The sequence below is a fragment of the Kribbella sp. NPDC051586 genome, assembly GCF_044453965.1.
Taxonomy (GTDB): Bacteria; Actinomycetota; Actinomycetes; order Propionibacteriales; family Kribbellaceae; genus Kribbella.
Genome location: NZ_JBITDF010000005.1, coordinates 78,958 through 102,039, shown reverse-complemented (window position 1 = coordinate 102,039; position 23,082 = coordinate 78,958). Strand labels below are relative to the sequence as shown.

Annotated in this window: 24 protein-coding genes; 16 read left to right on the top strand and 8 right to left on the bottom strand. The window is 68.4% G+C overall.

Going from position 1 to position 23,082, the window contains the following annotated elements; genetic code table 11:
- Positions 1-70: 70 nt before the first annotated feature.
- The 5 genes from ACIA58_RS34005 (at position 71) to egtD (ending at position 5,185) form a co-directional block, all read left to right on the top strand.
- Entirely contained in the window at positions 71-730 is a 660-nt protein-coding gene (locus ACIA58_RS34005) for a (2Fe-2S)-binding protein (RefSeq protein WP_396407945.1), read from the top strand.
- A 162-nt stretch (positions 731-892) separates the two neighbouring features.
- Positions 893-2,113, top strand: coding sequence for a glutamate-cysteine ligase family protein (locus tag ACIA58_RS34000; RefSeq protein WP_396407944.1), 1,221 nt, complete (start codon positions 893-895; stop codon positions 2,111-2,113).
- A complete protein-coding gene (gene egtB / locus ACIA58_RS33995) occupies positions 2,110-3,462 on the top strand; it encodes an ergothioneine biosynthesis protein EgtB (RefSeq protein WP_396407943.1) in 1,353 nt (450 codons plus the stop codon). Before ACIA58_RS34000 ends, egtB begins: the two co-directional genes overlap by 4 nt.
- Positions 3,462-4,223, top strand: a complete 762-nt coding sequence (egtC, locus tag ACIA58_RS33990) for an ergothioneine biosynthesis protein EgtC (protein ID WP_396407942.1) — start codon at positions 3,462-3,464, stop codon at positions 4,221-4,223. The genes egtB and egtC overlap by 1 nt, the downstream gene beginning before the upstream one ends.
- Positions 4,220-5,185 (top strand): L-histidine N(alpha)-methyltransferase, encoded by a 966-nt coding sequence (egtD, locus tag ACIA58_RS33985; protein WP_396407941.1) that lies wholly within the window; start codon positions 4,220-4,222, stop codon positions 5,183-5,185. Before egtC ends, egtD begins: the two co-directional genes overlap by 4 nt.
- Before the next feature lie 729 nt (positions 5,186-5,914).
- Here egtD and ACIA58_RS33980 read toward each other — a convergent pair.
- The 3 genes from ACIA58_RS33980 to ACIA58_RS33970 are packed head-to-tail and all read right to left on the bottom strand — an operon-like array spanning position 5,915 to position 9,019.
- A complete protein-coding gene (locus ACIA58_RS33980) occupies positions 5,915-7,216 on the bottom strand; it encodes an extracellular solute-binding protein (protein WP_396407940.1) in 1,302 nt (433 codons plus the stop codon).
- Between the two features lie 11 nt (positions 7,217-7,227).
- The gene (locus ACIA58_RS33975) at positions 7,228-8,109 is read right to left on the bottom strand and encodes a carbohydrate ABC transporter permease (RefSeq protein ID WP_396407939.1); all 882 of its coding nucleotides are present in this window, start codon (positions 8,107-8,109) and stop codon (positions 7,228-7,230) included.
- Positions 8,110-8,116: 7 nt separating this feature from the next.
- Positions 8,117-9,019, bottom strand: coding sequence for a carbohydrate ABC transporter permease (locus ACIA58_RS33970; protein WP_396407938.1), 903 nt, complete (start codon positions 9,017-9,019; stop codon positions 8,117-8,119).
- Between the two features lie 126 nt (positions 9,020-9,145).
- Here ACIA58_RS33970 and ACIA58_RS33965 point away from each other — a divergent pair, with 126 nt between their 5' ends.
- From ACIA58_RS33965 to ACIA58_RS33955, 3 genes are read left to right on the top strand one after another with little or no spacing between them, the layout of a single operon-like run.
- Positions 9,146-10,195, top strand: coding sequence for a LacI family DNA-binding transcriptional regulator (locus ACIA58_RS33965; RefSeq protein ID WP_396407937.1), 1,050 nt, complete (start codon positions 9,146-9,148; stop codon positions 10,193-10,195).
- A 29-nt stretch (positions 10,196-10,224) separates the two neighbouring features.
- Positions 10,225-10,950: an alpha/beta fold hydrolase gene (locus tag ACIA58_RS33960; RefSeq protein WP_396407936.1), complete on the top strand. Its 726-nt coding sequence runs from the start codon at positions 10,225-10,227 to the stop codon at positions 10,948-10,950.
- Between the two features lie 38 nt (positions 10,951-10,988).
- Positions 10,989-11,522 carry a hypothetical protein gene (locus ACIA58_RS33955; protein WP_396407935.1) on the top strand — a complete coding sequence of 178 codons (534 nt, stop codon included), beginning with the start codon at positions 10,989-10,991 and terminating at the stop codon, positions 11,520-11,522.
- Between the two features lie 54 nt (positions 11,523-11,576).
- Here ACIA58_RS33955 and ACIA58_RS33950 read toward each other — a convergent pair whose 3' ends face one another.
- Positions 11,577-12,272 carry a CHAP domain-containing protein gene (locus ACIA58_RS33950; RefSeq protein ID WP_396407934.1) on the bottom strand — a complete coding sequence of 232 codons (696 nt, stop codon included), beginning with the start codon at positions 12,270-12,272 and terminating at the stop codon, positions 11,577-11,579.
- 94 nt (positions 12,273-12,366) lie between these two features.
- Entirely contained in the window at positions 12,367-12,759 is a 393-nt protein-coding gene (locus tag ACIA58_RS33945; protein ID WP_396407933.1) for a cupin domain-containing protein, read from the bottom strand.
- A 120-nt stretch (positions 12,760-12,879) separates the two neighbouring features.
- On the opposite strand from ACIA58_RS33945, the gene ACIA58_RS33940 reads away from it, so the two are divergent.
- Positions 12,880-13,563 carry an NBR1-Ig-like domain-containing protein gene (locus ACIA58_RS33940; RefSeq protein ID WP_396407932.1) on the top strand — a complete coding sequence of 228 codons (684 nt, stop codon included), beginning with the start codon at positions 12,880-12,882 and terminating at the stop codon, positions 13,561-13,563.
- A 47-nt stretch (positions 13,564-13,610) separates the two neighbouring features.
- On the opposite strand, the gene ACIA58_RS33935 is transcribed toward ACIA58_RS33940, so the two are convergent.
- Complete coding sequence (locus ACIA58_RS33935) at positions 13,611-14,507, bottom strand: type IV toxin-antitoxin system AbiEi family antitoxin domain-containing protein (protein WP_396407931.1); 897 nt, start codon at positions 14,505-14,507, stop codon at positions 13,611-13,613.
- Between the two features lie 155 nt (positions 14,508-14,662).
- Positions 14,663-15,193 carry a GbsR/MarR family transcriptional regulator gene (locus tag ACIA58_RS33930; RefSeq protein WP_396407930.1) on the bottom strand — a complete coding sequence of 177 codons (531 nt, stop codon included), beginning with the start codon at positions 15,191-15,193 and terminating at the stop codon, positions 14,663-14,665.
- Positions 15,194-15,273: 80 nt separating this feature from the next.
- Between ACIA58_RS33930 and ACIA58_RS33925 the strand changes: the two genes are divergently transcribed.
- The 7 genes from ACIA58_RS33925 (at position 15,274) to rpe (ending at position 21,751) form a co-directional block, all read left to right on the top strand.
- Positions 15,274-16,188, top strand: coding sequence for an ATP-binding cassette domain-containing protein (locus ACIA58_RS33925; protein ID WP_396407929.1), 915 nt, complete (start codon positions 15,274-15,276; stop codon positions 16,186-16,188).
- A complete protein-coding gene (locus tag ACIA58_RS33920) occupies positions 16,185-17,783 on the top strand; it encodes an ABC transporter permease (RefSeq protein ID WP_396407928.1) in 1,599 nt (532 codons plus the stop codon). The genes ACIA58_RS33925 and ACIA58_RS33920 overlap by 4 nt, the downstream gene beginning before the upstream one ends.
- A gap of 96 nt (positions 17,784-17,879) precedes the next feature.
- Positions 17,880-18,257, top strand: coding sequence for a PPOX class F420-dependent oxidoreductase (locus tag ACIA58_RS33915; protein WP_396407927.1), 378 nt, complete (start codon positions 17,880-17,882; stop codon positions 18,255-18,257).
- Positions 18,250-19,437, top strand: coding sequence for a precorrin-6y C5,15-methyltransferase (decarboxylating) subunit CbiE (gene cbiE / locus ACIA58_RS33910; protein ID WP_396407926.1), 1,188 nt, complete (start codon positions 18,250-18,252; stop codon positions 19,435-19,437). Before ACIA58_RS33915 ends, cbiE begins: the two co-directional genes overlap by 8 nt.
- A complete protein-coding gene (gene cobM / locus ACIA58_RS33905) occupies positions 19,434-20,174 on the top strand; it encodes a precorrin-4 C(11)-methyltransferase (RefSeq protein ID WP_396407925.1) in 741 nt (246 codons plus the stop codon). Before cbiE ends, cobM begins: the two co-directional genes overlap by 4 nt.
- Before the next feature lie 112 nt (positions 20,175-20,286).
- Complete coding sequence (locus ACIA58_RS33900) at positions 20,287-21,051, top strand: cobalt-precorrin-6A reductase (RefSeq protein ID WP_396407924.1); 765 nt, start codon at positions 20,287-20,289, stop codon at positions 21,049-21,051.
- Between the two features lie 34 nt (positions 21,052-21,085).
- Positions 21,086-21,751 (top strand): ribulose-phosphate 3-epimerase, encoded by a 666-nt coding sequence (rpe, locus tag ACIA58_RS33895; protein ID WP_396407923.1) that lies wholly within the window; start codon positions 21,086-21,088, stop codon positions 21,749-21,751.
- Here rpe and ACIA58_RS33890 read toward each other — a convergent pair.
- Complete coding sequence (locus ACIA58_RS33890; RefSeq protein WP_396407922.1) at positions 21,716-23,017, bottom strand: MFS transporter; 1,302 nt, start codon at positions 23,015-23,017, stop codon at positions 21,716-21,718. The two genes, rpe and ACIA58_RS33890, sit on opposite strands and share 36 nt — an antisense overlap.
- Between the last annotated feature and the right edge of the window lie 65 nt (positions 23,018-23,082).

Below are 23,082 nucleotides of genomic sequence, written 5' to 3'. Positions count from 1 at the left end.
CCCCACGCGGGTTTTGTTGCCACCTTCGACTTCAACGTGACGTGATCGGGTCGGACCGTAGGCTGGCCGGGTGGCGTACTCCGTGGGTGGGCTGGCGGATGTGCTGGCTGACTCGGTCAGCTGGCTGTCTGTGCGTACGGCGGACGCGGTGCCCGGGCCGGAGTGGATCTCGTGTGCGGAGCTGATCGCGGAGCAGGAGGCAGGCGGCGATCCGACGTACGAGTGGCGGTCTGCGGCGGCTGCGGACTATGCGCGTGACTATGCGATCGATCCGCCCGAGCAGGTTGCCGCGATGTTCACGCTGATGTGGTACGTCCAGGTGCCCGCACTGGTCGCCGGAGTCGCCAGTGCTGTCACCGGAGTGTCTCCTGCGGTTTCACCGGCTGCCCTGGCGTTCAAGCGACACCCGACCGCGCATTACCCGGCTGAGGTGGCCCTGTTGTCGGACGAGGTCGTACCGCTCGAGACTGCGGCTGCTCAGCTCAAAGCCCATGCCGACGCGTTCTTGGACTCCTACCGTCCCGGCGTGAAGCTGGGGACGTTGCAGCGCTTCGGGGCGGTGGACGACGAGGTGCGGTCGGCGATCCGGCTGCCCGAGGAAGCGCCGTACGCGGACCGCGCCGCGACGGCGTTCGGGGTGTCGCTGGAGCAGAAGCTCCGCACGTCGTGCTGTTACTTCTACGTGCTGCCCAACGTGACCGCCTGCACCACCTGCCCGCGCTTCCGCTGAGCGATTTCGCTCAGAGCGAAACCAGCCTGTCCTGATCCGGCCGGAAACTGTCGGTGGCCTCGGGAAGCATGCTGCGCATGATTCGACACGCACCCCAGATGTCACCGACGGGTAATTCCTGGTCGGTTGTCCAGTTTCGGGTCCGGAGCTAGGTTCGCTGACGTGACCTCGCCCGGTGGTTCTCCGGCGACGACTCCGATCGGCTCCCGGGCCGAAGCGGAGGGGTACGTCGCGATGGTCTGTTTCAAGCACGGTCCACCTCGGTTGTACGGCGTCGAGCTCGAGTGGACTGTGCATCACGCGGATGATCCGCACCGGCCCCTCGACGCCGGTCGACTGAGCAAAGCCCTGGGGCTGCATGCCCCCGCGACCCTGGTGAGAGGCAGTCCGCAACTGCCGCTGAGCCGGGGCGCTCTGGTCACTGTGGAGCCGGGTGGCCAGGTAGAGATCTCGGTGCCGGCATCGGAATCGATTCCCCGGTTGATCGACGACACCGCCGCCGACGCCGCCGAGCTCACGGCTCTCCTTCTCGACGCGGACCTGATTCCGGGCGCCCACGGCCTGGACCCGTTCCGCGCACCCCGCCGCATCCTTACCGTCCCGCGCTACGCGGCGATGGAGCATGCGTTCCAGCGGCTCGGGCCGCACGGCCCGCGGATGATGTGCAGCACCGCCGGCCTGCAGATCTGTCTCGACGCCGGCGAGCAGGACCAGACCGCACTGCGCTGGCGCGCCCTGCACGATCTCGGCCCGGCTCTGGTCGGGCTGTTCGCCAACTCCCGTCGTCGGGGCGGCGCGGACACCGGCTGGGCCTCGGCCCGGACCGAGGCGACCTTCGGGACCTGTGCGCCGTTCACCGAGCCACCGCCGCTCGACGGCGATCCGGCCGCCGCGTGGGCCCGGATGGCGATGGAGGCGCCGGTGCTGTGCCTGCGGCGCGGCGACACGTGGGACGCGCCGACCGGACTGACCTTCGGCGCCTGGGCGGATGGACAGCTGCCCGGCGACAGACCGACGTACGACGACCTGGAGTACCACCTGTCCACGCTGTTCCCGCCGGTTCGGCCGCGCGGGTACCTCGAGGTGCGCTACCTCGACGCGCAGTCGGGGGACGGGTGGATCGCCCCGACCCTGCTGCTCACCGCACTCATGTCCGCTCCGATGGACCAGGTGCTGGCCGCGGCGGAGCCCGCCGCCGGTCGCTGGTTCCCGGCGGCCCGCGAAGGGCTGGAGGACAAGCTGGTCCTGCAGGCCGCGCGAGACGTGGTCGACCTGGGCACCGAGGTGCTCGACCGGACCGGTGCGGATCCCGAACTCACCGCTGCAGTCGCGACCCGGCTGCAGCGCATCGTCGACGACACCCACGGAAGGCGAGCTTCATGAACAGCACTGATGGCCGGACCCAACTGTCCGATCTGTCGCCGGAAGGCCTGCGTACGTTCGTGGGCGAGCAGCTGGAGCGGTCCCGGTCGCGGACCGTGCAGCTGACCGACGCCGTCGACACCGACGACCTGGTCAAGCAGCACTCGAAGCTGATGTCACCACTGGTCTGGGACTACGCACACATCGGGAACCAGGAGGAGCTCTGGCTGGTCCGCGACGTCGGCGGCCGTGAGCCGCTCCGCCAGGACATCGACGAGCTGTACGACGCGTTCGAGCACCCGCGGGCGGAGCGTCCCGCGCTCCCGCTGCTCGGCCCGTCCGAGACCCGCGCCTACGTGACCGAGGTGCGCGACAAGGTCATGGACGTGCTGGACCACGTGAAGTTCGACGCCGGTCGCGAGCTGGTGGACAACGCGTTCGCCTTCGGCATGATCACCCAGCACGAGCAGCAGCACGACGAGACGATGCTGGCGACGCACCAGTTGCGTGCCGGTTCGCCGGTGCTCGATGCGCCCGCGCCTCCGCCCGGACATCAGCCGGCCAGCAAGGAGGTGTTCGTCCCGGGCGGTGTGTTCGAGATGGGTACGTCGATCGAGCCGTGGGCGCTGGACAACGAGCGCCCGGCGCACGCCGTACACGTCGCGCCGTACGTGATCGACACGGTCCCGGTGACGAACGGGGACTACCTGGCCTTCGTGCTCGGCGGCGGGTACCAGGATCCGCAGTGGTGGAGCGAGGCCGGTTGGGCACATGTGCAGAAGGCCTCGCTGGTCGCGCCGCGGTTCTGGTCGTCGGACGACGGCGAGTGGACGCGATTGCGGTTCGGGCACCGGGAGCGGTTGCCGCTGGACGAGCCGGTGATGCACGTCTGCTTCTACGAGGCCCAGGCGTACGCGAAGTGGGCCGGGAAGAGGCTGCCGACCGAGGAGGAGTGGGAGTTCGCGGCGCGGTTCGACCCCGCCAGTGGACGGACGCGGCGGTTCCCGTGGGGCGACGAGTCCCCAGGGCCGCAGCACGCGAACCTCGGGCAACGGCACCTCAGGCCGGCGCCGGTCGGGGCGTATCCGGCAGGTGCGTCGCCGCTGGGCGTCGAGCAGCTGATCGGCGATGTCTGGGAGTGGACGTCGAGCGACTTCCACGGCTACCCCGGGTTCCGCGCGTGGCCGTACGACGAGTACTCGCTGGTGTTCTTCGGTCCCGACTACAAGGTGCTCCGCGGCGGATCGTTCGGCACCGACGAGGTCGTTGCCCGCGGCACCTTCCGGAACTGGGACTACCCGATCCGCCGGCAGATCTTCGCCGGCTTCCGGTGCGCCCGCGACCCGCGACCCGAGGAGCTGCACAGCTGATGTGCCGCCACCTGGCCTACCTCGGCCCGCCGGTCACCCTCGCGTCCCTGGTCCTCGACCCCGACCACTCCCTCTACGAACAGAGCTGGGCCCCCGCCGACATGCGCGGCGGCGGCTCGGTCAACGCCGACGGCTTCGGCCTGGGCTGGTACCCCGAAGGCGACGCCGCCGTGTCCGGCGGCCCGGTGCGCTACCGGCGGAACGTACCGATCTGGACCGACGAGAACCTTCCCGGTCTGGCCGGCTCGATCCGCTCCGGCGCAGTCGTCGCCGCCCTCCGGAACGGGACCGTCAACATGCCGTACGGGCAGGCGGCGGTCGCGCCGTTCATGCTCGGCGACTGGCTGTTCAGCCACAACGGACGGATTCCCGGCTGGCCCGGATCGACCCTCAAGCTGGCCGAGCGACTCCCGGTCTCCGACCTGCTCGAGCTCGAGGCACCGGTCGACTCGGCGTTGCTGTGGGCCCTGATCACCGACCGCCTGTCCGAAGGAGTCCCGCCGGCCGATGCCGTCGCGGCCGTCGTCCAGGAAGTCGAGGCCGCCGCCCCCGGCTCCCGCCTGAACGTCTTGCTGACCGATGGCGAGCAACTGATCGCAACCACCTGGTCCCACTCCTTGCACGTCCGCCGCACCACCGACGCGGTGACCGTCGCCTCCGAACCGTTCGGCCCCGGCACCTGGACCGAAGTACCCGACCACTCACTACTGGTGGCCACCGCCACCACCGTGCACATAACCCCGATGGAAGGACGAGAGTGACCCTCATCGACGTACATCTGACGCCTGACTACGTGGCTCGTGCGCTGCGGGAGGATGTTCGGGCGGGGTTGTCGGCGACGCCCAAGTGGTTGCCGCCGAAGTGGTTCTACGACGCGCGGGGGAGTGAGCTGTTCGAGGAGATCACGCGCCTGCCGGAGTACTACCCGACGCGCGCCGAGCGGGAGATCCTGCACGCGCGGGCCGGTGAGATTGCGGCGATCACCAAGGCGCACACGCTGGTCGAGCTCGGATCCGGGTCGTCGGAGAAGACCCGGCTGCTGCTCGACGGGCTGCGCGACAACGGGACGCTGACCAGCTTCGTGCCGCTGGATGTGTCGGAGTCCGCGTTGCGGGAGGCGGCCGACGCCATCAACGTCGACTACCCGACGCTCGACGTGCACGGCGTGGTCGGCGACTTCACCGCGCACCTGGACAAGCTGCCCGGCGATCCGCCGCGGATCGTCGCCTTCCTCGGCGGCACCATCGGCAACCTGATCCCGGCCGAGCGCGAGACGTTCTACACCTCGATCCGCGACGTCCTCGAGCCCGGCGAGTGGCTGCTCCTTGGCACCGATCTCGTCAAGGACCCGGCCACCCTCGTCGCGGCGTACGACGACTCGGCCGGCGTCACCGCGGAGTTCAACAAGAACGTGCTCCGGGTCATCAACCGGCAGCTCGGCGCGGACTTCGACGTCGACGCGTTCGAGCACGTCGCGATCTGGGACACCGACAACGAGTGGATCGAGATGCACCTGCGGGCCACCCGCGCGATGCAGGTGCTGATCCCGGAGATCCATCTGGAGGTCACGTTCGACGAGGGGGAGGAGCTCAGCACCGAGATCTCCGCCAAGTTCCTCCGCGCGGGCGTCGAGGCCGAACTGGACAAAGCGGGCTTCACGCCGGCCGCGTGGTGGACCGACAGTGAAGCCCGCTTCGCCTTGTCACTCTGGCAAGCAGTGTGACGAAATAGCCATAGAAGAGGGTTACTTGAAGGAAAGAGCAAGGAAAGAACGGAGATTTAGAGAGGTGGCTGGCTCCCGTGACCGACCGCAGGATCGACTGCAGGCGGTCCGCGGCGTCGGTCGGCGCTGGGGATAAGGAAGCGATAGAAGAAAGAAGGCTATTCGGTGCGGTCCGGACGTGAGCCACTCAGTAACCGAAGGTAGCCCGGTGGCTCCAGGCGTGCGGCACCTCTCTTCGGTGCCGGTGGCGTGGGTTGCTGAGTGGTGGCGGTCCGCCTCGGCAGGTCGAAGCGGGGTTGGGGAGGATCTTCTACCGGATTCGGCACATAATCCTCCCCAGGTCCGGTCGTCCATCCAGGGCGTAGGTCCGCGCCGCGGTCGACTGACCGTCACCCACGCCTTCTGCATAACCCTCAAAGAGCAAAAGAACAAAAGGGACGTGGTCGCGGGCGGTGGTCGGTCGGGGGTTTGCCAGCGCCACGTAGGCGCCTGGGCAGGCTGCGGAGCTGCAGGCAGCCCGAGGGTGTCAGCTCTCGAGAACCAGGAAGCTCCGACCGACCTCCTCACGGCGACCGATCACCGGAGCCAGCCACTTCTCTAAATCTCTGTTCTTCCTTTGTTCTTTCCTTCAATAGTCTTCTAGCGTGGCAAACCCCCGGTCGGTTCGCCGGGGGTTTGCCGTCACTCCAAGTATCTCTTCTCTTTTCCTCTACTTACTTCTTTGGCCTTCTAGCCGCCCTGCTTGATCAATCCGTTGATCTTGTCGATGTACGCCGGCAGGTCGGTGATCGGCTTCTTACCGCTCAGGATGGGCTGGTAGTTGGCGGTCGTCAGGTCGCCGACCTGCTGGGCCCACTGGGTGGTGAAGCGGACGCCGACCGTCTTCTCTGCACCGAGGTCGGCCTTGACCGTGTCGGCGACGGTGGGCTGCTGGGCCTTGGTGAGTGCGTCGAAGTAGCTCGTCTGGGCCGGCTTGTACGCCGGCGGCGCCACCGGGGAGGCCGGGAGGACGGCGTCCCACACCTTGGTGTTGATGTACTCGAGCACCTTGTACGTCGCGTCCTGGTCCTTCGTGTACTGCGGCGTGCAGATGCCGACCGAGTCGTACAAGGTGGTCGCCGTCTGCGCCTGCGGGAACGGCGCGAACCCGTACTTGACCTTCGGCTTGTCGGTCTGGAAGCCGGCCGCCAGCCACTGCCCGCCGAACGTCATCGGCACCTTGCCCGCCGAGAACAACGACTGCACGTTGGCCGCGTCGTACCCGGGCGGCGCGACCGACCCGTTCTTGATCGCGGCGACCAGCTTCTCGACGCCTTCCGTGTACTTGTCGTCGGCCTCGGCCTTGGTCGGGTGGTTCACGTTGTCGGTGAACGGCGCGCCGCCGGCCGACACGGAGTACATGCTCATCGTGAACGGCCCGTCGGCGGAGGTCAGCTGGTCGGCGACCAAGCCGTACTTCGCGCCGTTCTTGTTGGCCAGCTTCGCGGCGTCGGCGTACATCTCGTCCCACGTCCAGCCGGCCTTCGGCAACGCCAGACCGGCCGCGGTGAACGCGTCGGCGTTGTACCAGACGCCGTACGTGTTCATCAGCGACGGCAGGCCGCCCATCTGACCGTCCGCCGTCTTCCAGTTGTCCATCGCGGACGACACGAAGTTGTCCGACTTGAAGTCGCCGTCGCCGTTCTTGACCTTGTCGGCCCAGTCGACCAGCAGGCCCTGCGAGGTGTACTGCTGCTCGGTGTCGTTACCGCACCAGAACAGGTCCGGCAGTTTCTTCGCCTGGGTCAACGAGGCGAGCTTGTCGCCGAAGTTGCCGGCCGGGGTGTCGAGCAGCTGGACGGTGATGTTGTCGTCCTTGAAGTCCGCGAGCGCCTTCTTGATCGCGGCGTTGGTCTCGGCCGACTCCCACGTCATCACGGTGACGGTGACCGGGCCGCTGCTCGATCCGCCGCCCGAGTCCGACCCGCTGCAGGCCGTTGCCGCCAGCAACCCGGCACAGGCCAGCGCGGTGACGCCCAATGTCCTCTTCACAAGGATTCTCCTTATTTCTGGTTCGTGCTGCCGAGAGCGCCGAGGCCCTGGATGAAATAGCGCTGCGCGGCGAAGAAGATGATCAGCGGCGGCAGCATGTACAGCAGGTTGGTGGCCATGTAGAAGCTCCAGTCCGGCGTCTTCCCGGCGAACGGGGAGATGAAGGACGCCATCCCCACCGACAACGGCCACTTGCCGGACGAGTACAGGTACACCAGCGGATTGAGGAAGTCGTTCCACGACGCCTGGAACGCGAGGATCGCCATCGTCAGCCAGGCCGGCCGGGTCAGCGGCAGCATCACGCTGACGAAGATCCGCAGGTGCCCGGCGCCGTCGATCTTGGCCGCTTCATCGATGGAATAGGGGATCGCGAGGAAGTACTGCCGAGCCAGGAAGATGAACAGCGGATTCCCGCCGAGGAACGCCGGCACGATCAGCGGCAGCCAGGTGTCGTACCAGCCGATGCTCTTGTACAGCTGGAACAACGGGATCAGCCCGACCACACCCGGCAGCAGCATGCTGCCGACGAACAGGTAGAACCACAGCTTCCGCCCGGGGAACCGCAACCGGGCCAGCGCGTAGCCGGCCATCATCGCGGTCATCACGCCGCCGAGCACGCTGAGCGAGGTGATGATCATCGAGTTCAGGAACAGCCGCGGGAAGTGGATCGCCTGCGGTCCCTTGACGAAGTTGCTCCAGTGGAACTCGTGCGGCAGCAGCCTCGGCGGGATGTCGAACACGGCGGTCCGGCTCTTCAGGCCGATGGTGATCATCCACAGCAGCGGCACCACCATCACCGCGCAGATGAAGAGCGCGACGACGTACCACGACGTCGTACCGAGCACGCGGGGTTTCTTCTTGGTCGCGCTCGCGGCCTGGGTCGCGTCGGGCACGGCGGCTTCAGTCGGAAGTGCTGTCACTGTACGTCCAGAGTGAGGAGAACTTCGCGGTCAGGGCGATCACGGCGATGATGATGATGAACAGCACCCACACCTGTGCGGATGCGTACCCGAGTTGCGGGATCCGGCCCAGGGTGGGGAAGCCGTTGTTGTAGATGGAGAGCATCAGCACGTTGGTGCTGAATCCTGGCCCGCCGCCGGTCAGGATCTTCGGCTGGTTGAACGTCTGCAGCGCCGCGGTGGTCTGCAGGATCACCTGGAGCAGGATGATCGGGCTGATCATCGGCATCGTGATCCGGAAGAACACCGACCACGGTCCGGCCCCGTCGACCCGGGCCGCTTCGTACAGCTCGGTCGGCACCGACTGGAGCGCGGCCAGGAAGATGATCATCGTCCCGCCGACGCCCCACAGCATCACCAGCACGACCGATGGCATCGACATCTTCGGGCTCTGCAGCCAGAGGCTGGTCGGCAGCCCGATCCGGTCCAGCACTGTGTTCAGCAGCCCGACCTGCGGGTCGAGCATGAACTTCCAGAGCGTGATCGTCGCGACCGCGGGCAGCACCACCGGCAGGTATGCGAGCGTCCGGACCACCCGCACCCCGGCGAACCGCTGGTTGCAGAACATCGCCAGCGCCAGCCCGAGGACCAACGACAACGGGACGTACAGCAGCACCAGATAACCGGTCGCCCGCAGCGCCGGCCAGAACGCCGGGTCGGTCGTGAACAACCGCCGGAAGTTGCCCAGACCAACGAAGACCGGATCGGTCAGCCCGTTGTACTTCGTCAGCGCGAGGTAGAACGACCGGACCAGTGGGTACCCCACGAAGACGAAGAACCCGATCATCGCCGGCGCGATGAACAGGTACGCCGCCTTCACGTCGGACCCTGCGTTCCGGCTCATGCCACCCCTGGCCGACCGCCGCGTTTTCACCGGAGACGAACTACTCACCCGACCTCCTGGACGGTAACGTTTCCAACGTTTTACTGTTGGGTGACGATGCCGTGTCGCGAAAAGGAAGTCAACCCCGTGCCCGAAACGTTTCCAACCAAGCCGGAAGTACCCCGGCCGACGATGATCGACGTCGCCCGACGGGCCGGTGTCGGGCTCGGCACGGTGTCGCGCGTGGTGAACGGCGGGCACGGTGTCCGGGACGAGACCGCGCAGCGGGTCCGGGCCGCGATCGACGAGCTCGGGTTCCAGCGCAACGAGGTCGCCCGGGCGCTCCGGCCGGGGAAGAAGTCGACCAGTCTGGCGCTGGTGCTGGGCGACCTGACCAACCCGTTCTACGCGACGATCGCGAAGTCGTCGCTCGAGGTCGCGGGGCAGTCCGGCTTCGCCGTCGTCCTCGGAAGTGTCGACGAGGATCCGGAGGGCGAGAAGCGTGCCATCCAGGAGCTCGTCAGCCGGCAGGTGGCCGGGCTGATGATCGTGCCGGACCAGGGCGATCACGCCTTCCTGCAAGGCGCGGGCGTGCCGGTGGTGTTCGTCGACCGTCCGGCGACGGGTATCGACGCGGACATCGTGATGGTCGACAACGAGGGCGGCGGGCGGCTGGCCGCGGAGCACCTGCTGGCGCAGGGGCACGAGCGGATCGCGATCCTGCTCGCCCCGTCGTACTACACGATCGGACGCCGGCTGCGTGGGTTCCGTCGCGCGCACCGGGCCGCCGGGATCGACGTCGACGAGTCGCTGGTGATCCAGCTGCCCGAGGGCAACGCCGAGGCCGCGGAGAAGGCGACGCACGAGGTGATGCTGCGGCCGGATCCGCCGACCGCGATCTTCGCCTCGACGAACTTCCTCACCGAAGGTGTACTGCGGGCTCTGGGTGAGCTCGGCCGGGAGCCCGCGGTGGTCGGGTTCGACGACTTCCGGCTGGCCGACATGCTGCCGACCCCGGTCACGGTCGTTGCCTCCGACATCGCCGAGCTCGGTCGCAGCGCGGCGCGACTGCTGCTCGATCGCGCGTCGGGCGCGGACACCCGTCCGCCGCAGCGGATCGTGCTGCCGTGCGGGCTGATCGAGCGCGGGTCGGGCGAGCGCCCACCGGATTCTGCTGCCAAGAGAAAGCCTCGATGAGCCGCTGACCGGCTGGCTAGGGTCGGAGCGTGTACTACGAGTCTTTCGGCGCGGGACGTCCGATCTTCTTCCTGCCCAGCTGGGGTGGTGACGGCGGTGAAGGCCGCGACGTCCACGAGCCGGTCTTCGCCGAGCGGTCGGGTTGGCGACGGATCTACGTCGACCCGCCGGGCACCGGTCAGTCGCCGGCCGTCCCGTCGATCACCGACCAGGACGGCATGGTCGCGTCGATCGCTTCCCTGATCGACGACCTCGCCGGTGACGAGCCGTTCGCCCTCGCCGGTACGTCGGCCGGCGGCCTGCACGCCCGGGGCATCGTCAAACGCGACCCGTCCCGCGTCCTCGGATTGTTGCTGCGGGCCCCAGGCATCGTCGTCGACCGCGCCAAGCGCACGCTGCCGACCGGCGAGCACCTCGTCCCGTCACCTGATCGGCAACGTCAGCATCAGTACTACGACGCGGCTGAGGCTGCCGCCGATCTGGCGTTCCTCGCCCGGATCCAGAGCGATGTCTCGACCTATTCACTACGTGAAGACCCCGCCACCCGCTTCGAGCGCCCGACGCTGATCGTGACCGGTCGCCAGGACACCACAGCCGGGTACGCCGACGCGTGGGCGATTCTGGACGACTATCCGCGCGCGACCTTCGCCGTACTGGATCAGGAGGATCACCTGCTGCCCGGGCCCGGACTGGCGACGTACCGCGCCCTGGTGTCGGACTGGCTGGGCAGGATCGATGACATCATCCGGACATAGCAGGTCGGCACCCCTGAGCGCTCGCTATAACTCTCGGCATGGAGCCAAGGTCGACCGTCCCGTGGATCGCTGTGATGGTGGGGATGACGATCGTCGTACTGGCCGATCCGCTCATCGCCGCGAACTGGAAGCTGATCCCTCTCGCGGTACTGGTGGCGGGAGTCGGGGGCTATGCGATCTCCAGCGGAATCAACTGGATATCCGCCGCGTCGCCCCGCGGCGCCGCGACGATGGCGGCCGTGGTGCAGGCAGCGGAGTGCATCGCTATCCAGGTCGCGATGGTCTCCAAGGGCGCGTCCGGGGTGCAGTCCCTGGTGATGGCGTTCGGGCCGTTCATCCTGTTCCGGCTCGTGGTGACGTCGATGGATCTGTTCATCGACGAGTTCACCATGCCCTTGCTGGCAGGGCTGATCGGGGCGGCGGTGTTCGCCTGCGCGGTTCCGCTGATCGCTGCCGGGCATCCCGGTCTGGCGATCTGGACCTGTGTGGGCATCGGCGGCGTGCTCGGCTTCGCGGAGGGGTTGGTGTCGGGTGCTCTGCTGTGGCGGATGATTCCGGAGTCCCGCCGCTGAAGGGTCGAGCACCCGGACACGTGAGGGGCGGAGCGCGCGTCCGGGTGCTCGCGATCAGAAGTTGGGCCAGGCCCAACCGAGGTAGCTGTTGAAGTAGGGCAGCGCGCGGGTTCCGATGGCGCCGCTGACGCTGGTGGCCCAGAAGGTGCCGTCTCCCTTGGCGACTCCGACGTGGCCGTACGGCGCGGCCAGGTCCCAGAACACCAGGGCGCCCTTCGGCGGGTTCAGATCGCCGCGATGCGCGACCCCGCGGGCCACGGCGTCGTTCCAGTCGGCCTTGGCGGAGGCCCAGATCGCGGTTTTGCCGTACGAGTTCTCCGCGGCCATCTCGCAGTACCCCTGGTAGGCGGTCGAGCCGCTGCGGGCGGCGTACCAGGCGATCGCATTGTCGGCGCGCGGGTTGCTGGTGCACAGCGGGGCGATCAGGCCGCTGCTGCCGGTGTTGACGTAGGAGTCGGTGATGTAGCCCTTGCCGGGGATGTGGTCCCAGACCAGGCTGCGGCCGTACTTGCCGGTGACGGGCTCGCCGTAGATCTGGCAGTCGATCTCGACCGGTCCGTTCGGCTGGGTGCCGACCGAGCCGAAGCCGGTCGCGTTGCCGGACCGGATGGCGACTCCTTGGCCGCTGTCGGTGACCACGGTTCCGGTGGCGGCGCTGGCGGTCAGGGTGCCGGTGCCGAGGGCGGCGGTGCCGGCGATCAGGGTGGTGAGGGCGACGCGGGCGGTGATGCGCAAGAGGGCGGTACGCATGATGTTTGTCCTTTTCGCTGGGGCAGTGGCGAAGTGACACTGATTTACAGCGAATCAGGACGGCCCGGCGTTGTCGCAGTAGGCAACGGCCTGCTCACCGCCGTAGCTGGGCGCGCGCCTCGACCTCCTCGGCGTCGAGGTAGGTCATCATCGGCACGCCGGGCGCACAGATCATGAAGACGACGAACTTGCTGGCGATGTCGGTGCGCAGATTGGCGGCCTGGTAGTGGACGACGTCGCCGCCGGGCTCCCAAAACGCCTCGCCGGCCTTGATCGGGTACGGCGCCTCGCCCTCGAGCTCGAACAGGATCTCGCCCTCGAGCACGTACCCGAACACCGGCCCGGAGTGCCGGTGCGGTCCCGATCCGGGATCGCCGGGCGGGACGGTGACGGTGGCGACCATCGCGTGCGAGCCGGGGGCGATCGCGGGCGTCTGGGTGAGCAGAGTGTCGAAGGTGTTGGTCTTCGCCGGTCCGATGATTCCCATGCTTCGACGGTAGGGGCCGGATGGCCGCGGCCCATGGGCCAGTTGAGGGTTGTTTTCCTGGACCAGTTGAGATTCGGAGGGTTACCGTGTAGTCGCGGTACGCAACGATCGGAGTGCGGTGTGAGGCCTGCGCAGCTTCGTCTGGTGATCGGGTCGCGGATGCGTGAGCTCCGGGAGGCTTCCGGCGTACCGCTGAGCCGGGCCGCCGCGGAGTCCGGCTGGGACAAAGGGCACCTGTCCCGGGTCGAGCGCGGCCACACCAAACCCAGCCGCGAGCTCACCGAGTGGTACGACGCCTCGTTCGGCGCCGGCCAGTCGCTCGTCAACCAGCTGATGGAGCTGGATGCCGCCGTACGCGTCGGCCGGGACATCTCCCAGCGAGACCTGCGCCGGCACGTACAGCCGATCCTGCTCGGCGGCTCGGTCCCGATCGACCACCACCCGGAGGACCGTGCCGAGCTGGTCGGGGAGACCATGCCCGATGGCACGCGGGTATGCCGCGACGAGCCGTTCGAGAAGACCTGGGAGATCCGCAACAGCGGGGAGCGTCCGTGGCGCGACCGCTGGCTGACCCGCCAGGGCACGCCAGGTACGCCGGGTTGGCTGCGCTCGCCCGCGCGCGAACGGGTGCCCGACGCCGGACCGGGCGAGGTGGTCGTCGTCCGCATGACGCTGCAGGCTCCCTCCCAGGTCGGCGGCTCCACCGCCTACTTCAAGCTCACCGACGAGGCCGGCCGGCTGTACTACCCCGGCCTGGAGTCCCCGCCCATCTACTGCACGATCTTCACGACCTACGACCCCTAGTCCCGTGGTGAGCTGAGACTGGTAGGTGCAACCTGAGACCCGCTATGTCAGGTCTCAGGCTGCAGCATCAGGTCCGAGGTTGCTGCATCCTGCTCGCCGTGGTGTGGGGGTGGTCGACGGTCCTCCCGCCACTTCTCGGCAATCACGGTCCGGCCGTCGTCGCCGTACTTCTGCGCTCCGTCGAACTCGATGATGAGGTCGTCGTCCACCACGAAGTCGACCCGGCCGATCAGCCGGCCGTCCTGATCGCGGATCTCTACCTGAAGTCTCGGCGCGAGAAGCCCAGCGTTCGCCATCAGCACCCGAAGTCGCGACTCGCCGACCGACTCGCTCAGCCCGTCGGCGAACAGTGCGGCCGTCCGGGCCCGGGGGACACCCGGCCAATGCTTGTGCCGTTCGGTGGCCGCGATCAGTTCCATCGGCCTGACCAGCTGTTCGTGCAGAGCGGCATCGGCCAGCACCACACCGACTTCGTACGACGACACGCAGGCTGTCTCGACGATCGCCCGAGCCGCGGAGCTGGTCGGAAGGCCGTCGACCTCGATGATCTCCTCCGCGTCGACGGGCGACCGGTGAACCAGCACCCGGTCGTCCGAGCGCGTCCGTCCGGCAGGTCGGGTAACGTGGATCCGGCTCAGATCCAGGCCCCAGGTCGGTAGGCCGTGCAGTACGGCGGCCGACTGGTGACTGACGACTGCATCTGGTCCCATTCCGGCGATCACGGCCCTCGTCGTCAGGACGTGCAGGCGTCGCGCCCGATGCCAGGGTGCTTCGTTCGCCGGCCAGCCGCTCGGGTCGACGTACGCATTCCGCGAGAGCCGCAGCCAGTGTCCCTGACGCACCCGGAGCCGCAACTCACCTGGGCTGTATCCCGCCCCGATCGCATCTGCCCGCGAGAACCACCCGCCTTGCCCCGCCGCCACCACTTCCAATCTCCGATTCACATCCACAACATGCCGCTCCCACCACCCCCGCCGTACCCGCAATCCCCGGACCTGTGGACAACCCGCGTGGCTACGTGGGACCTCGAAACGCAACCTGACACCTGAAGTAGCAGGTCTCAGGTTGCCCCTTCAGGGCTCAGCACACCCTGTCGGCGTTAGCGCAACCGCCGGGGGCTGGAGTGGGAGCCGTCGTACTCGGCGTCGATCTCGGCGTCCAGTTCGGCTTTGCGCTTGATCCAGCGTTCGCTGAGGCCTTTGACCTCGGCGCCGATGAAGTCGATGAAGCCCAGGGAGATGCGGATCCGGCGGTGGGCGTCGGTGCCTTCGCCGGAGGCGTCGAGAACCTTGCGGAGCGACTCCGACCAGCGCACCAGCGAGGCGTCCTCGCTCATCATCGTCTCGTACCACGCGTCGTCCTGCACGACGTACACATCGCGCCGGCTGCCCGGCTCACGCTCCCGGGTAGCAAGGCGAAGTTGCAGCAGATAGTTGACCGCGCCGGAGACCGCGGCGGGACTGGCCTGCAGTTGGTCGGACAGCTCGGCGGCAGTCATCCGGCCCGACACGCTGGACAGGATGGCGGCGAAGACCCGGGCCGCCATCCGCGGCCAGCCTGTCTCGGCGAGCAGGTTGCCGAACTGCTCGGTGTACCGCTTGACGGCGTCGTCGTCTCGATGTGCACTCACCGCCCCATCATCCCCTCTGACCTGTCAGGAAGCTGTTAGCAAGATTCACAATCTTCTGAATGAAGTGTATCTTATGAAACATGACATCAGCCATCGTGGTCTCTGGACTGCACAAGTCGTACGGAAGTACGCACGCCCTCGACGGCCTCGACCTCGAGGTCAAGACCGGTGAGGTGCACGGATTCCTCGGCCCGAACGGCGCGGGGAAGTCCACCACCATCCGCGTCCTGCTCGGCCTGTTGCGGGGTGACGCCGGCGATGTCTCCCTGCTCGGTGGCGACCCCTGGCACGACGCCGCCAAGCTGCACCGGCGGCTCGCCTATGTCCCCGGCGACGTCAATCTCTGGCCGAACCTGACCGGTGGCGAGGTGATCGACCTGCTCGGCCGGCTCCGCGGCGGGGTGGACGAGAAGAAGCGCGACGAGCTGCTGCGCCGGTTCGACCTCGACCCGACCAAGAAGGGCCGGACGTACTCCAAGGGCAACCGGCAGAAGGTCGCGCTGGTCGCGGCGCTCGCGTCGGACGTCGAGCTGCTGATCCTGGACGAGCCGACCTCCGGCCTGGACCCGCTGATGGAGGAGGTGTTCCGGCAGTGCATCGAGGACGAGCGCCAGCACGACCGCACCGTGCTGCTGTCGAGCCACATCCTGTCCGAGGTCGAGGCGCTGTGTGACCGGGTCAGCATCATCCGCCGCGGCCAGGTGGTCGAGACCGGCACGCTGTCCGAGCTGCGGCATCTCACCCGTACGTCGATCCACGCCGAGCTGGCCGCATCGCCGAACGGTCTCGCGCAGCTGCCCGGCGTTCACGATCTCGATGTCGAGGGCAACCGGGTTCGCTGCGAGGTGGACACCGCCCAGCTCGACGCGGTGATGCGGCAACTGTCCGCGAGCGGGATCAAGAGCCTGGTCGCGCAGCCGCCGACGCTGGAGGAGTTGTTCCTGCGCCACTACGAGGACGACGCACCGGCTGAGCCCGAGGCGGCTGTGCGATGAACGACTTCGTCGGCACCGGGACGCTGGTGCGGCTCGCGCTGCGCCGGGACCGGCTCCTGATCCCGATCTGGATCGTCGTCTTCGTCATCTCGGCGGCCGGCTCGGCCAAGGCGTCGATCGACCTGTACTCCGACCAGAACGCCCTGGTCGAGGCTGCGCGTACGTCGAACGCGTCGCCGGCGCTCGTCTCGCTCTACGGCCGGATCTTCGACGAGTCCTCGCTCGGGGAGGTCTCGCTGTTCAAGCTCACCGCATTCGGTGCGCTCCTGGTCGGACTGCTGGCCGGCATGCTCGTCGTACGCCACACCCGGACCGAGGAGGAGAACGGTCGCCTCGAGATGCTCAGCGCCGGTGTGCTCGGCCGGTACGCCGCATTGACCGCGGCGTTGATCGTGTCCGCCGGGACCGTGATCGTGCTCGGACTGGTGACTGCGCTCGCGCTGATGGGGAGTGGGCTGGACACGAAGGGTTCGTTCGCCTTCGGACTCATGTGGGCCGCGACCGGACTGGCATTCGCCGGGGTGGCCGCTGTGACCGCACAGGTGACCGAGAGCGGCCGCGCCGCCAACGGGCTGACCGCTGTTGTTCTCGGCGTGTCCTATGTACTGCGAGCGATCGGTGACTCGTCGGCTGACGGTAGTACCCAATGGGTGTCGTGGTTGTCGCCGATCGGGTGGTCGCAACAGGTCCGGGCGTACGCGGGCGACCGGTTCGTCGTACTGCTGATTCCTCTGGTGTTCCTGGCCGTACTGATCGCTGCTGGGACCGCGCTGATCCGGCGGCGCGATCTCGGTGCCGGACTGGTTCCTCCACGTCCCGGTCCGCCGCGGGCAGCCGCATCGCTGCGGTCGCCGGTCGCGCTCGCCTGGCGGTTGCACAGAGGCTCGTTCTACGCGTGGGGCTTCGCTTTCCTGCTGCTCGGACTGCTGGTCGGCAACATCGCCAGCAACGTCGATGGGTTCGTCACCAGCGACAGCGCCAAGGAGATGGTGCAGAAGCTCGGCGGCGTGGAGGGCATCACCGATGCGTTCCTGGCGACGGAGATGGGCGTCATGGGCCTGCTCGCGTCGGCGTTCGGCATCCAGGCGGCGCTCCGGCTCCGCTCGGAGGAGACCGCGCTGCGCGCTGAGCCACTGCTGGCGACCGGCGTGACCAGGTCGCGCTGGCTGGCCAGCCACGTGCTGATGGCGCTGCTTGGTACCGGCGCGCTGATCCTGGTCGCCGGCCTCGGCTCCGGGATCTCGAGTGGTGCATCGCTGGGCAACATGGGCCGCCAGGTACCACGCATGCTCGCGGCGTCCGCCGTACAGCTGCCGGCCATCTGGCTGGTGACGGCGCTGGTGGTCATCCTGTTCGGCTTTGCCCCGAAGCTGGTGACCGGTGGCTGGGCCTTGTACGGCGTGTTCCTGCTGATCGGCCAGTTCGGCGAGATCTTCAACCTGCCGCAATGGATGATCAACCTCAGCCCGTACGGCCACACCCCGCGCCTGCCCGGCGGCGACTTCTCCGTCAGCCCGGTCCTCTGGCTGACCGCGATCGCCGCTGCGCTGACCGTGGCCGGCTTCGCCACCTTCCGCCGCCGAGACATCGGCTGACCTCGGCTGATCCGGACTGCGCTGGTCTGAGGGGTCCAGCGCACCACGGCCCGCCCGGCACCTCACCGGGCGGGCCGTCTTGTCTACGATCGCTGGGTGTTGAGTGAGCGGATGGTCGAGTTCTGGACCGAGCGGCATCTGTGCGTGCTGAGTACCGTCCGGGCGGACGGGACCGTGCATGCCACGCCGGTCGGGGCGACGCTGGACGTGGACGCCGGGTTGGTGAGGGTGATCTGCTCCGGTACGTCGTACAAGGCGCGTACCATCCGGCGACTGGGCGAGGCGTCCGTTGCGGTCACGCAGGTGGACGGTCGCCACTGGAGCACGATCGAGGGGCGTGCGGTGGTGAGCGACGATCCCGCTCGCGTCCACGACGCGGAGCGCCGCTACGCCAAGCGCTACAAGGAACCGCGGGTGAACCCGCAGCGGGTGGTCATCGAGATCACGATCACGAAGGTGCTGGGCAATGCCTGACGCCGTCACGGTGGTGGGCATCGGTGCTGACGGCTGGGAGGGGCTGACCCCGGCTGCGCGCGCCGCTGTCGAGTCATCCGAAGTCCTGATGGGCAGCACGAGGCAGCTCGCCTTGGTCCCTGCCATGGACGCGTCGAGAGTCGCCTGGCCGTCTCCGTTGTCCGAGGCGCTCCCCGGTCTGTTGCGGGAACACCGCGGCCGACGGATCTGCGTACTGGCCAGCGGCGACCCCACCTTCCACGGCATCGGGACGACCCTGGTGCGGCTACTCGGTGCGGACGCCGTGCACGTCATCCCACACCCGTCGAGCGTCTCACTGGCCTGCGCCCGCCTCGGCTGGCCGCAGCATCAGGTGCAGGTGGTGAGCCTGGTGACCAATCCGGTCGAGCGGTTGCACCCACACGTGCAGCCCGGTCGACAGTTGCTCATCCTCAGTCGCGGCGCCCAGACGCCGGCCGAAGTGGCTGCGTTGTTGGATGCCCGTGGCTACGGCTCCAGCGAGTTCACTGTGCTGGAGCAGCTCGGTGGACCTTCTGAACGCATCCGTGCCGCACGGGCCGCCAGTTGGTCGGAGGACGTCGATGCGCTCAACGTTATCGCCGTCGCCTGTCAGGGACCCGCCTTGTCCACGGCGCCCGGCCTACCCGACGACGCCTACGAGAACGACGGTCAGCTCACCAAGCGCGAAGTACGCGCGGTGACTCTGTCCCGACTCGCCCCGGTGCCTGGGCAGTTGTTGTGGGACGTCGGCGGCGGCGCCGGCAGCATCGCGATCGAGTGGTCCCGCCATCACGCGTCCTGCCGGGCGATCGCCGTCGAGCGCGACCCCGACCGAGCCAAGCGCCTGGAACGCAACGCCGCCACGCTCGGCGCCTGGGTGACCGTCGTACAAGGCTCTGCTCCAGCGGCGCTGGACGGTCTCGAGTCGCCGGACGCGATCTTCATCGGCGGGGGAGCGACGGCCGCCGGTATGTTCGACGCCTGCTGGGACGTCCTCAAACCCGGCGGCCGACTGGTGACGAACGGCGTCACGCTGGAAACCGAATCCCTCATCGCCCAGTGGTACAAGGCCCACGGCGGCGACCTCGTCCGACTCGAAGTACACCGAGCGTCCCCCGTCGGCACCATGACCGCCTGGCGCCCCGCCATGCCAGTCACCATCTGGAGCGTAGTGAAGTGACCGTTCACTTCATCGGCGCAGGTCCAGGTGCTGCCGATCTCATCACCGTGCGTGGGCGTGACCTGATCGCGGCCTCGCCGGTCTGTTTGTACGCCGGTGCGCTCGTTCCGGTAGAGCTCCTCGACCATTGCCCGCCCGGCGCGCGCAAGATCGACACCGCCAACCTGAACCTCGACGAGATCGTCGCCGAACTCTCCGCCGCCTCCACCGCAGGCCAGGACGTCGCCCGCCTGCATTCCGGCGACCCCTCCGTCTTCAGCGCGATGGCCGAGCAGATGCGTCGCCTCGATGCTCTCGACATCCCGTACGACGTCACGCCCGGAGTGCCCGCCTACGCAGCCGCCGCGGCAACCCTCGGCCGCGAACTGACCGTCCCCGAGGTCGGCCAGACCGTCATCCTCACCCGCATCGGCGGCAGCGCGAGCGCGATGCCCGCCGGCGAGGACCTCGCGACCCTCGGCGCAAGCCGGGCGACCCTCGTCCTGCATCTCGCCGTCCAGCAGATCGACCGCGTCGTCGAGGAACTGATCCCGAACTACGGCCCCGACTGCCCGGTCGCTGTCGTCGCCCGAGCCTCCCGCGACGACGAACTGATCCTCCGCGGCACCCTCGCCGGTATCGCCGCCCAGGTAAAGTCCGCCGGCATCCGCCGCACCGCCGTCATCATCACCGGAAAGGTGCTCACAGCAACAACTTTCCGGGACAGCCACCTCTACTCACCGGACCGGACCCGCTGAAGATGAACCGCGTCCCGCTCACCGCGACGAACGTGCTCTCGGACGGGCCCGCCGGGGGTCGGCGTACTCGAAGACCTGGGTCGAGCCATGTCTACTCGCGCGACCGGTCGCGATGAGGATCCTCCTCCTCGGCGGCACCGGTGAGGCGCGGGCGCTGGCCGAGCTTCTCGTCGCCGCGGGGATCGATGTCGTCTCGTCGCTGGCCGGCCGCACGGCTGACGCGCGCCTGCCGGCCGGCGAGGTGCGGACGGGCGGGTTCGGCGGCGCCGACGGCCTCGCCGCCTGGCTCCGCGCCCACCCTGTCGACGCGGTCATCGACGCCACACACCCGTTCGCCGCAACCATGACCGCCCATGCAGCCGCCGCAACCCGCGAGACCGCCGTACCCCTCCTCGTCCTCCGCCGCCCCGGCTGGACCCCTGGCCCTCACGACAACTGGCACTGGGCCGACTCCCCATCCGCAGCCGCCGACCTCCTACCTACCCTCGGCTCCCGCCCCTTCTTGACAATCGGCCGCCAAGGCCTCAACGCCTTCGCACCCACTTCCGCGACTACCGGGGAATTGGGTTCGGCGGGGCGGGGGCTCTGGATGCTTGCTCGGTGTGTTGAGGCACCCGAGCCTCGGCCGGCGTGGTGCAGGTTGATCCTCGCTCGCGGTCCGTTTGCGGTCGCGGACGAGTTGGTGCTTCTGCGCGAGCACCGCATCGACGTCCTTGTCACCAAGGACAGCGGTGGGCCGGCGACCTCGGCCAAGCTCGAGGCCGCACGTCAACTTCGTCTCCCGGTGGTCGTGATCCGCCGCCCGCCACTTCCCGCCGACCTCGCGACCGTCGAGTCCGTGGACCAGGCCGTTCAGTGGGTCATACGGCCCACCTAGCGGCCGTCGGGGCGAGGCTCGATAGATTGGCGCCATGGGGATTCAGATCGCGCCCAGCATCCTGGCTGCCGATTTTGCGCGGCTGGCGGATGAGGCTGCTTCGGTGTCGAACGCGGACTGGCTGCACGTCGACGTCATGGACAACCACTTCGTCCCGAATCTGACCCTCGGGATGCCCGTGGTCGAGTCGCTGGCGAAGGCGAGCGACACCCCGCTCGACTGTCACCTGATGATCGAGGACCCGGACCGCTGGGCGCCCGGGTACGTCGAGGCGGGCGCGTCGAGCGTCACCTTCCACATCGAGGCCTGCCGGGCGCCGATCCGGACAGCGCGGGAGATCCGGGCCAAGGGTGCGCGGGCCGCGATGGCGCTCAGGCCCGCGACCCCGATCGAGCCGTACGAAGACCTGCTGGCCGAGCTCGACATGATCCTGATCATGACCGTCGAGCCCGGGTTCGGCGGGCAGAAGTTCCTCGAGGTGTGCGTCCCGAAGATCCGCCGAACCCGCCAACTGCTCGACAAGCACGGCCTGGACCTGTGGATCGAGATCGACGGTGGGGTCTCGGCCGACACCATCGAGCTGTGCGCCGAAGCCGGTGCCGACGTGTTCGTGGCCGGCTCGGCCGTCTACGCCGCCGACGACCCGAACGCGATGGTCGAGCACCTACGCGGTCTCGCCGAGCAAGCCACCGGCCGGTAACTCAGGCCCAGACCCAACCCCAGACCCAGGCGCGGACTCAGGCGCGGACTCAGGCTCGCCGCGCCGCTCCGGCTGAGGTCCTGCTTCGGTCTCCGAACGCTGCTCCGGCGGCACCCGCAGCAGCAACACCATCGACACCCCAGCGAGCACGGCGGCGAGTAGCCAGACATACCGCACACCCAGCCCTTCGATCACCGCACCCGAAACGGCAGCCCCGATCGCCGCACCACCCATCGCCGCGCTGCCCATCCACCCGAACACCTCGGTCCGGGCAACATCCGGCGTCAACGCGCCCAGCCGCTCGTACAGCGCACCGATCGCCGGCGCGAGCGTCAGCCCCGACAACGCCAGCGCGATCCCCAGCGACACCGACGACCAGGTCGCGAACACGCACAACAGCATCCCCACGGTGACCAGCGCGGCCCGCCGCCACAGGTACGACGTACGCCGGCCCGGCAACGCGCCCGCGACCGCGCCGCCGACCAGGCTGCCGAACGCCCAGACGGCCTCGAAGATCCCGGCGATCAACCGCTGACCGTGCTCGTCGGCGAACGCGACGATGCCCAGCGAGATCCCGTTGAACGACGTCACCCACAGCCCGAAGGCGAGGATCAACGGCAACCGATGCCGATGCCAGAGCAACTGCCGCGCAGTCAGCGGCACCTCCGAATGGTGATCGCGGGGGAGCGGTTTGGGTTGTCGGAGCGCATACCACCAGATGAAGACGGCCGACATCGCCGCCGCCAGCAGTACGCCGAGTCGTGGGCTGGCCACGCTGACGGCAGTTGCCCCGAGCATCGGCCCGACCATGAACAGCAACTCCTGCGCCGTCGCATCCACCGAGTACGCCGTCCGCAGCGCCGGACCGTGCACCACCCGCGGCCACGCTGCCCGCAACGTCTGCATCACCGGCGGCACGAGCGCACCGGCGATCACCGCGAGAGCAGGCAGCAATCGGTGCAGCCCGCTCGGCAGCAGCGCGATCGCAAGCAGCGCGACACTCCAGGCAAGCCCGGTCACCAGCAGCACGCCTCGCGGACCTCGCCGATCCGCCGCGCGCGACCACACCGGCCCGGCGATCGCCGTACCGATCGAATACGCACCGGCCACGACACCGGCCCACCGGAACGAACCACTCGCATCCTTGGCGAGGAAGGCGATGGGCACCATCGTCGCGAGCATGGGCAGCCGCGCGAGCAGCGAGGCAACCAGCAGAGGCATCACGCCCTGTGCTCGCCACAACTCTCGGTACCCGGACAGCTCCATGGCCGCATTCTTGCCGCCGCCACCGACAGTTTCCAGGTTCGCGCGGGTCGGGCCACTACGATGAG

Coding starts and splice junctions, on each gene's coding strand:
- egtB (WP_396407943.1), top strand. CDS start 2,110: ATGAACAGCACTGATGGCCGGACCCAACTGTCCGATCTGTCGCCGGAA.
- egtC (WP_396407942.1), top strand. CDS start 3,462: ATGTGCCGCCACCTGGCCTACCTCGGCCCGCCGGTCACCCTCGCGTCC.
- ACIA58_RS33970 (WP_396407938.1), bottom strand. CDS start 9,019: ATGAGCCGGAACGCAGGGTCCGACGTGAAGGCGGCGTACCTGTTCATC.
- ACIA58_RS33955 (WP_396407935.1), top strand. CDS start 10,989: ATGGAGCCAAGGTCGACCGTCCCGTGGATCGCTGTGATGGTGGGGATG.
- ACIA58_RS33950 (WP_396407934.1), bottom strand. CDS start 12,272: ATGCGTACCGCCCTCTTGCGCATCACCGCCCGCGTCGCCCTCACCACC.
- ACIA58_RS33945 (WP_396407933.1), bottom strand. CDS start 12,759: ATGGGAATCATCGGACCGGCGAAGACCAACACCTTCGACACTCTGCTC.
- ACIA58_RS33925 (WP_396407929.1), top strand. CDS start 15,274: ATGACATCAGCCATCGTGGTCTCTGGACTGCACAAGTCGTACGGAAGT.
- ACIA58_RS33920 (WP_396407928.1), top strand. CDS start 16,185: ATGAACGACTTCGTCGGCACCGGGACGCTGGTGCGGCTCGCGCTGCGC.
- cbiE (WP_396407926.1), top strand. CDS start 18,250: ATGCCTGACGCCGTCACGGTGGTGGGCATCGGTGCTGACGGCTGGGAG.
- ACIA58_RS33900 (WP_396407924.1), top strand. CDS start 20,287: ATGAGGATCCTCCTCCTCGGCGGCACCGGTGAGGCGCGGGCGCTGGCC.
- rpe (WP_396407923.1), top strand. CDS start 21,086: ATGGGGATTCAGATCGCGCCCAGCATCCTGGCTGCCGATTTTGCGCGG.
- ACIA58_RS33890 (WP_396407922.1), bottom strand. CDS start 23,017: ATGGAGCTGTCCGGGTACCGAGAGTTGTGGCGAGCACAGGGCGTGATG.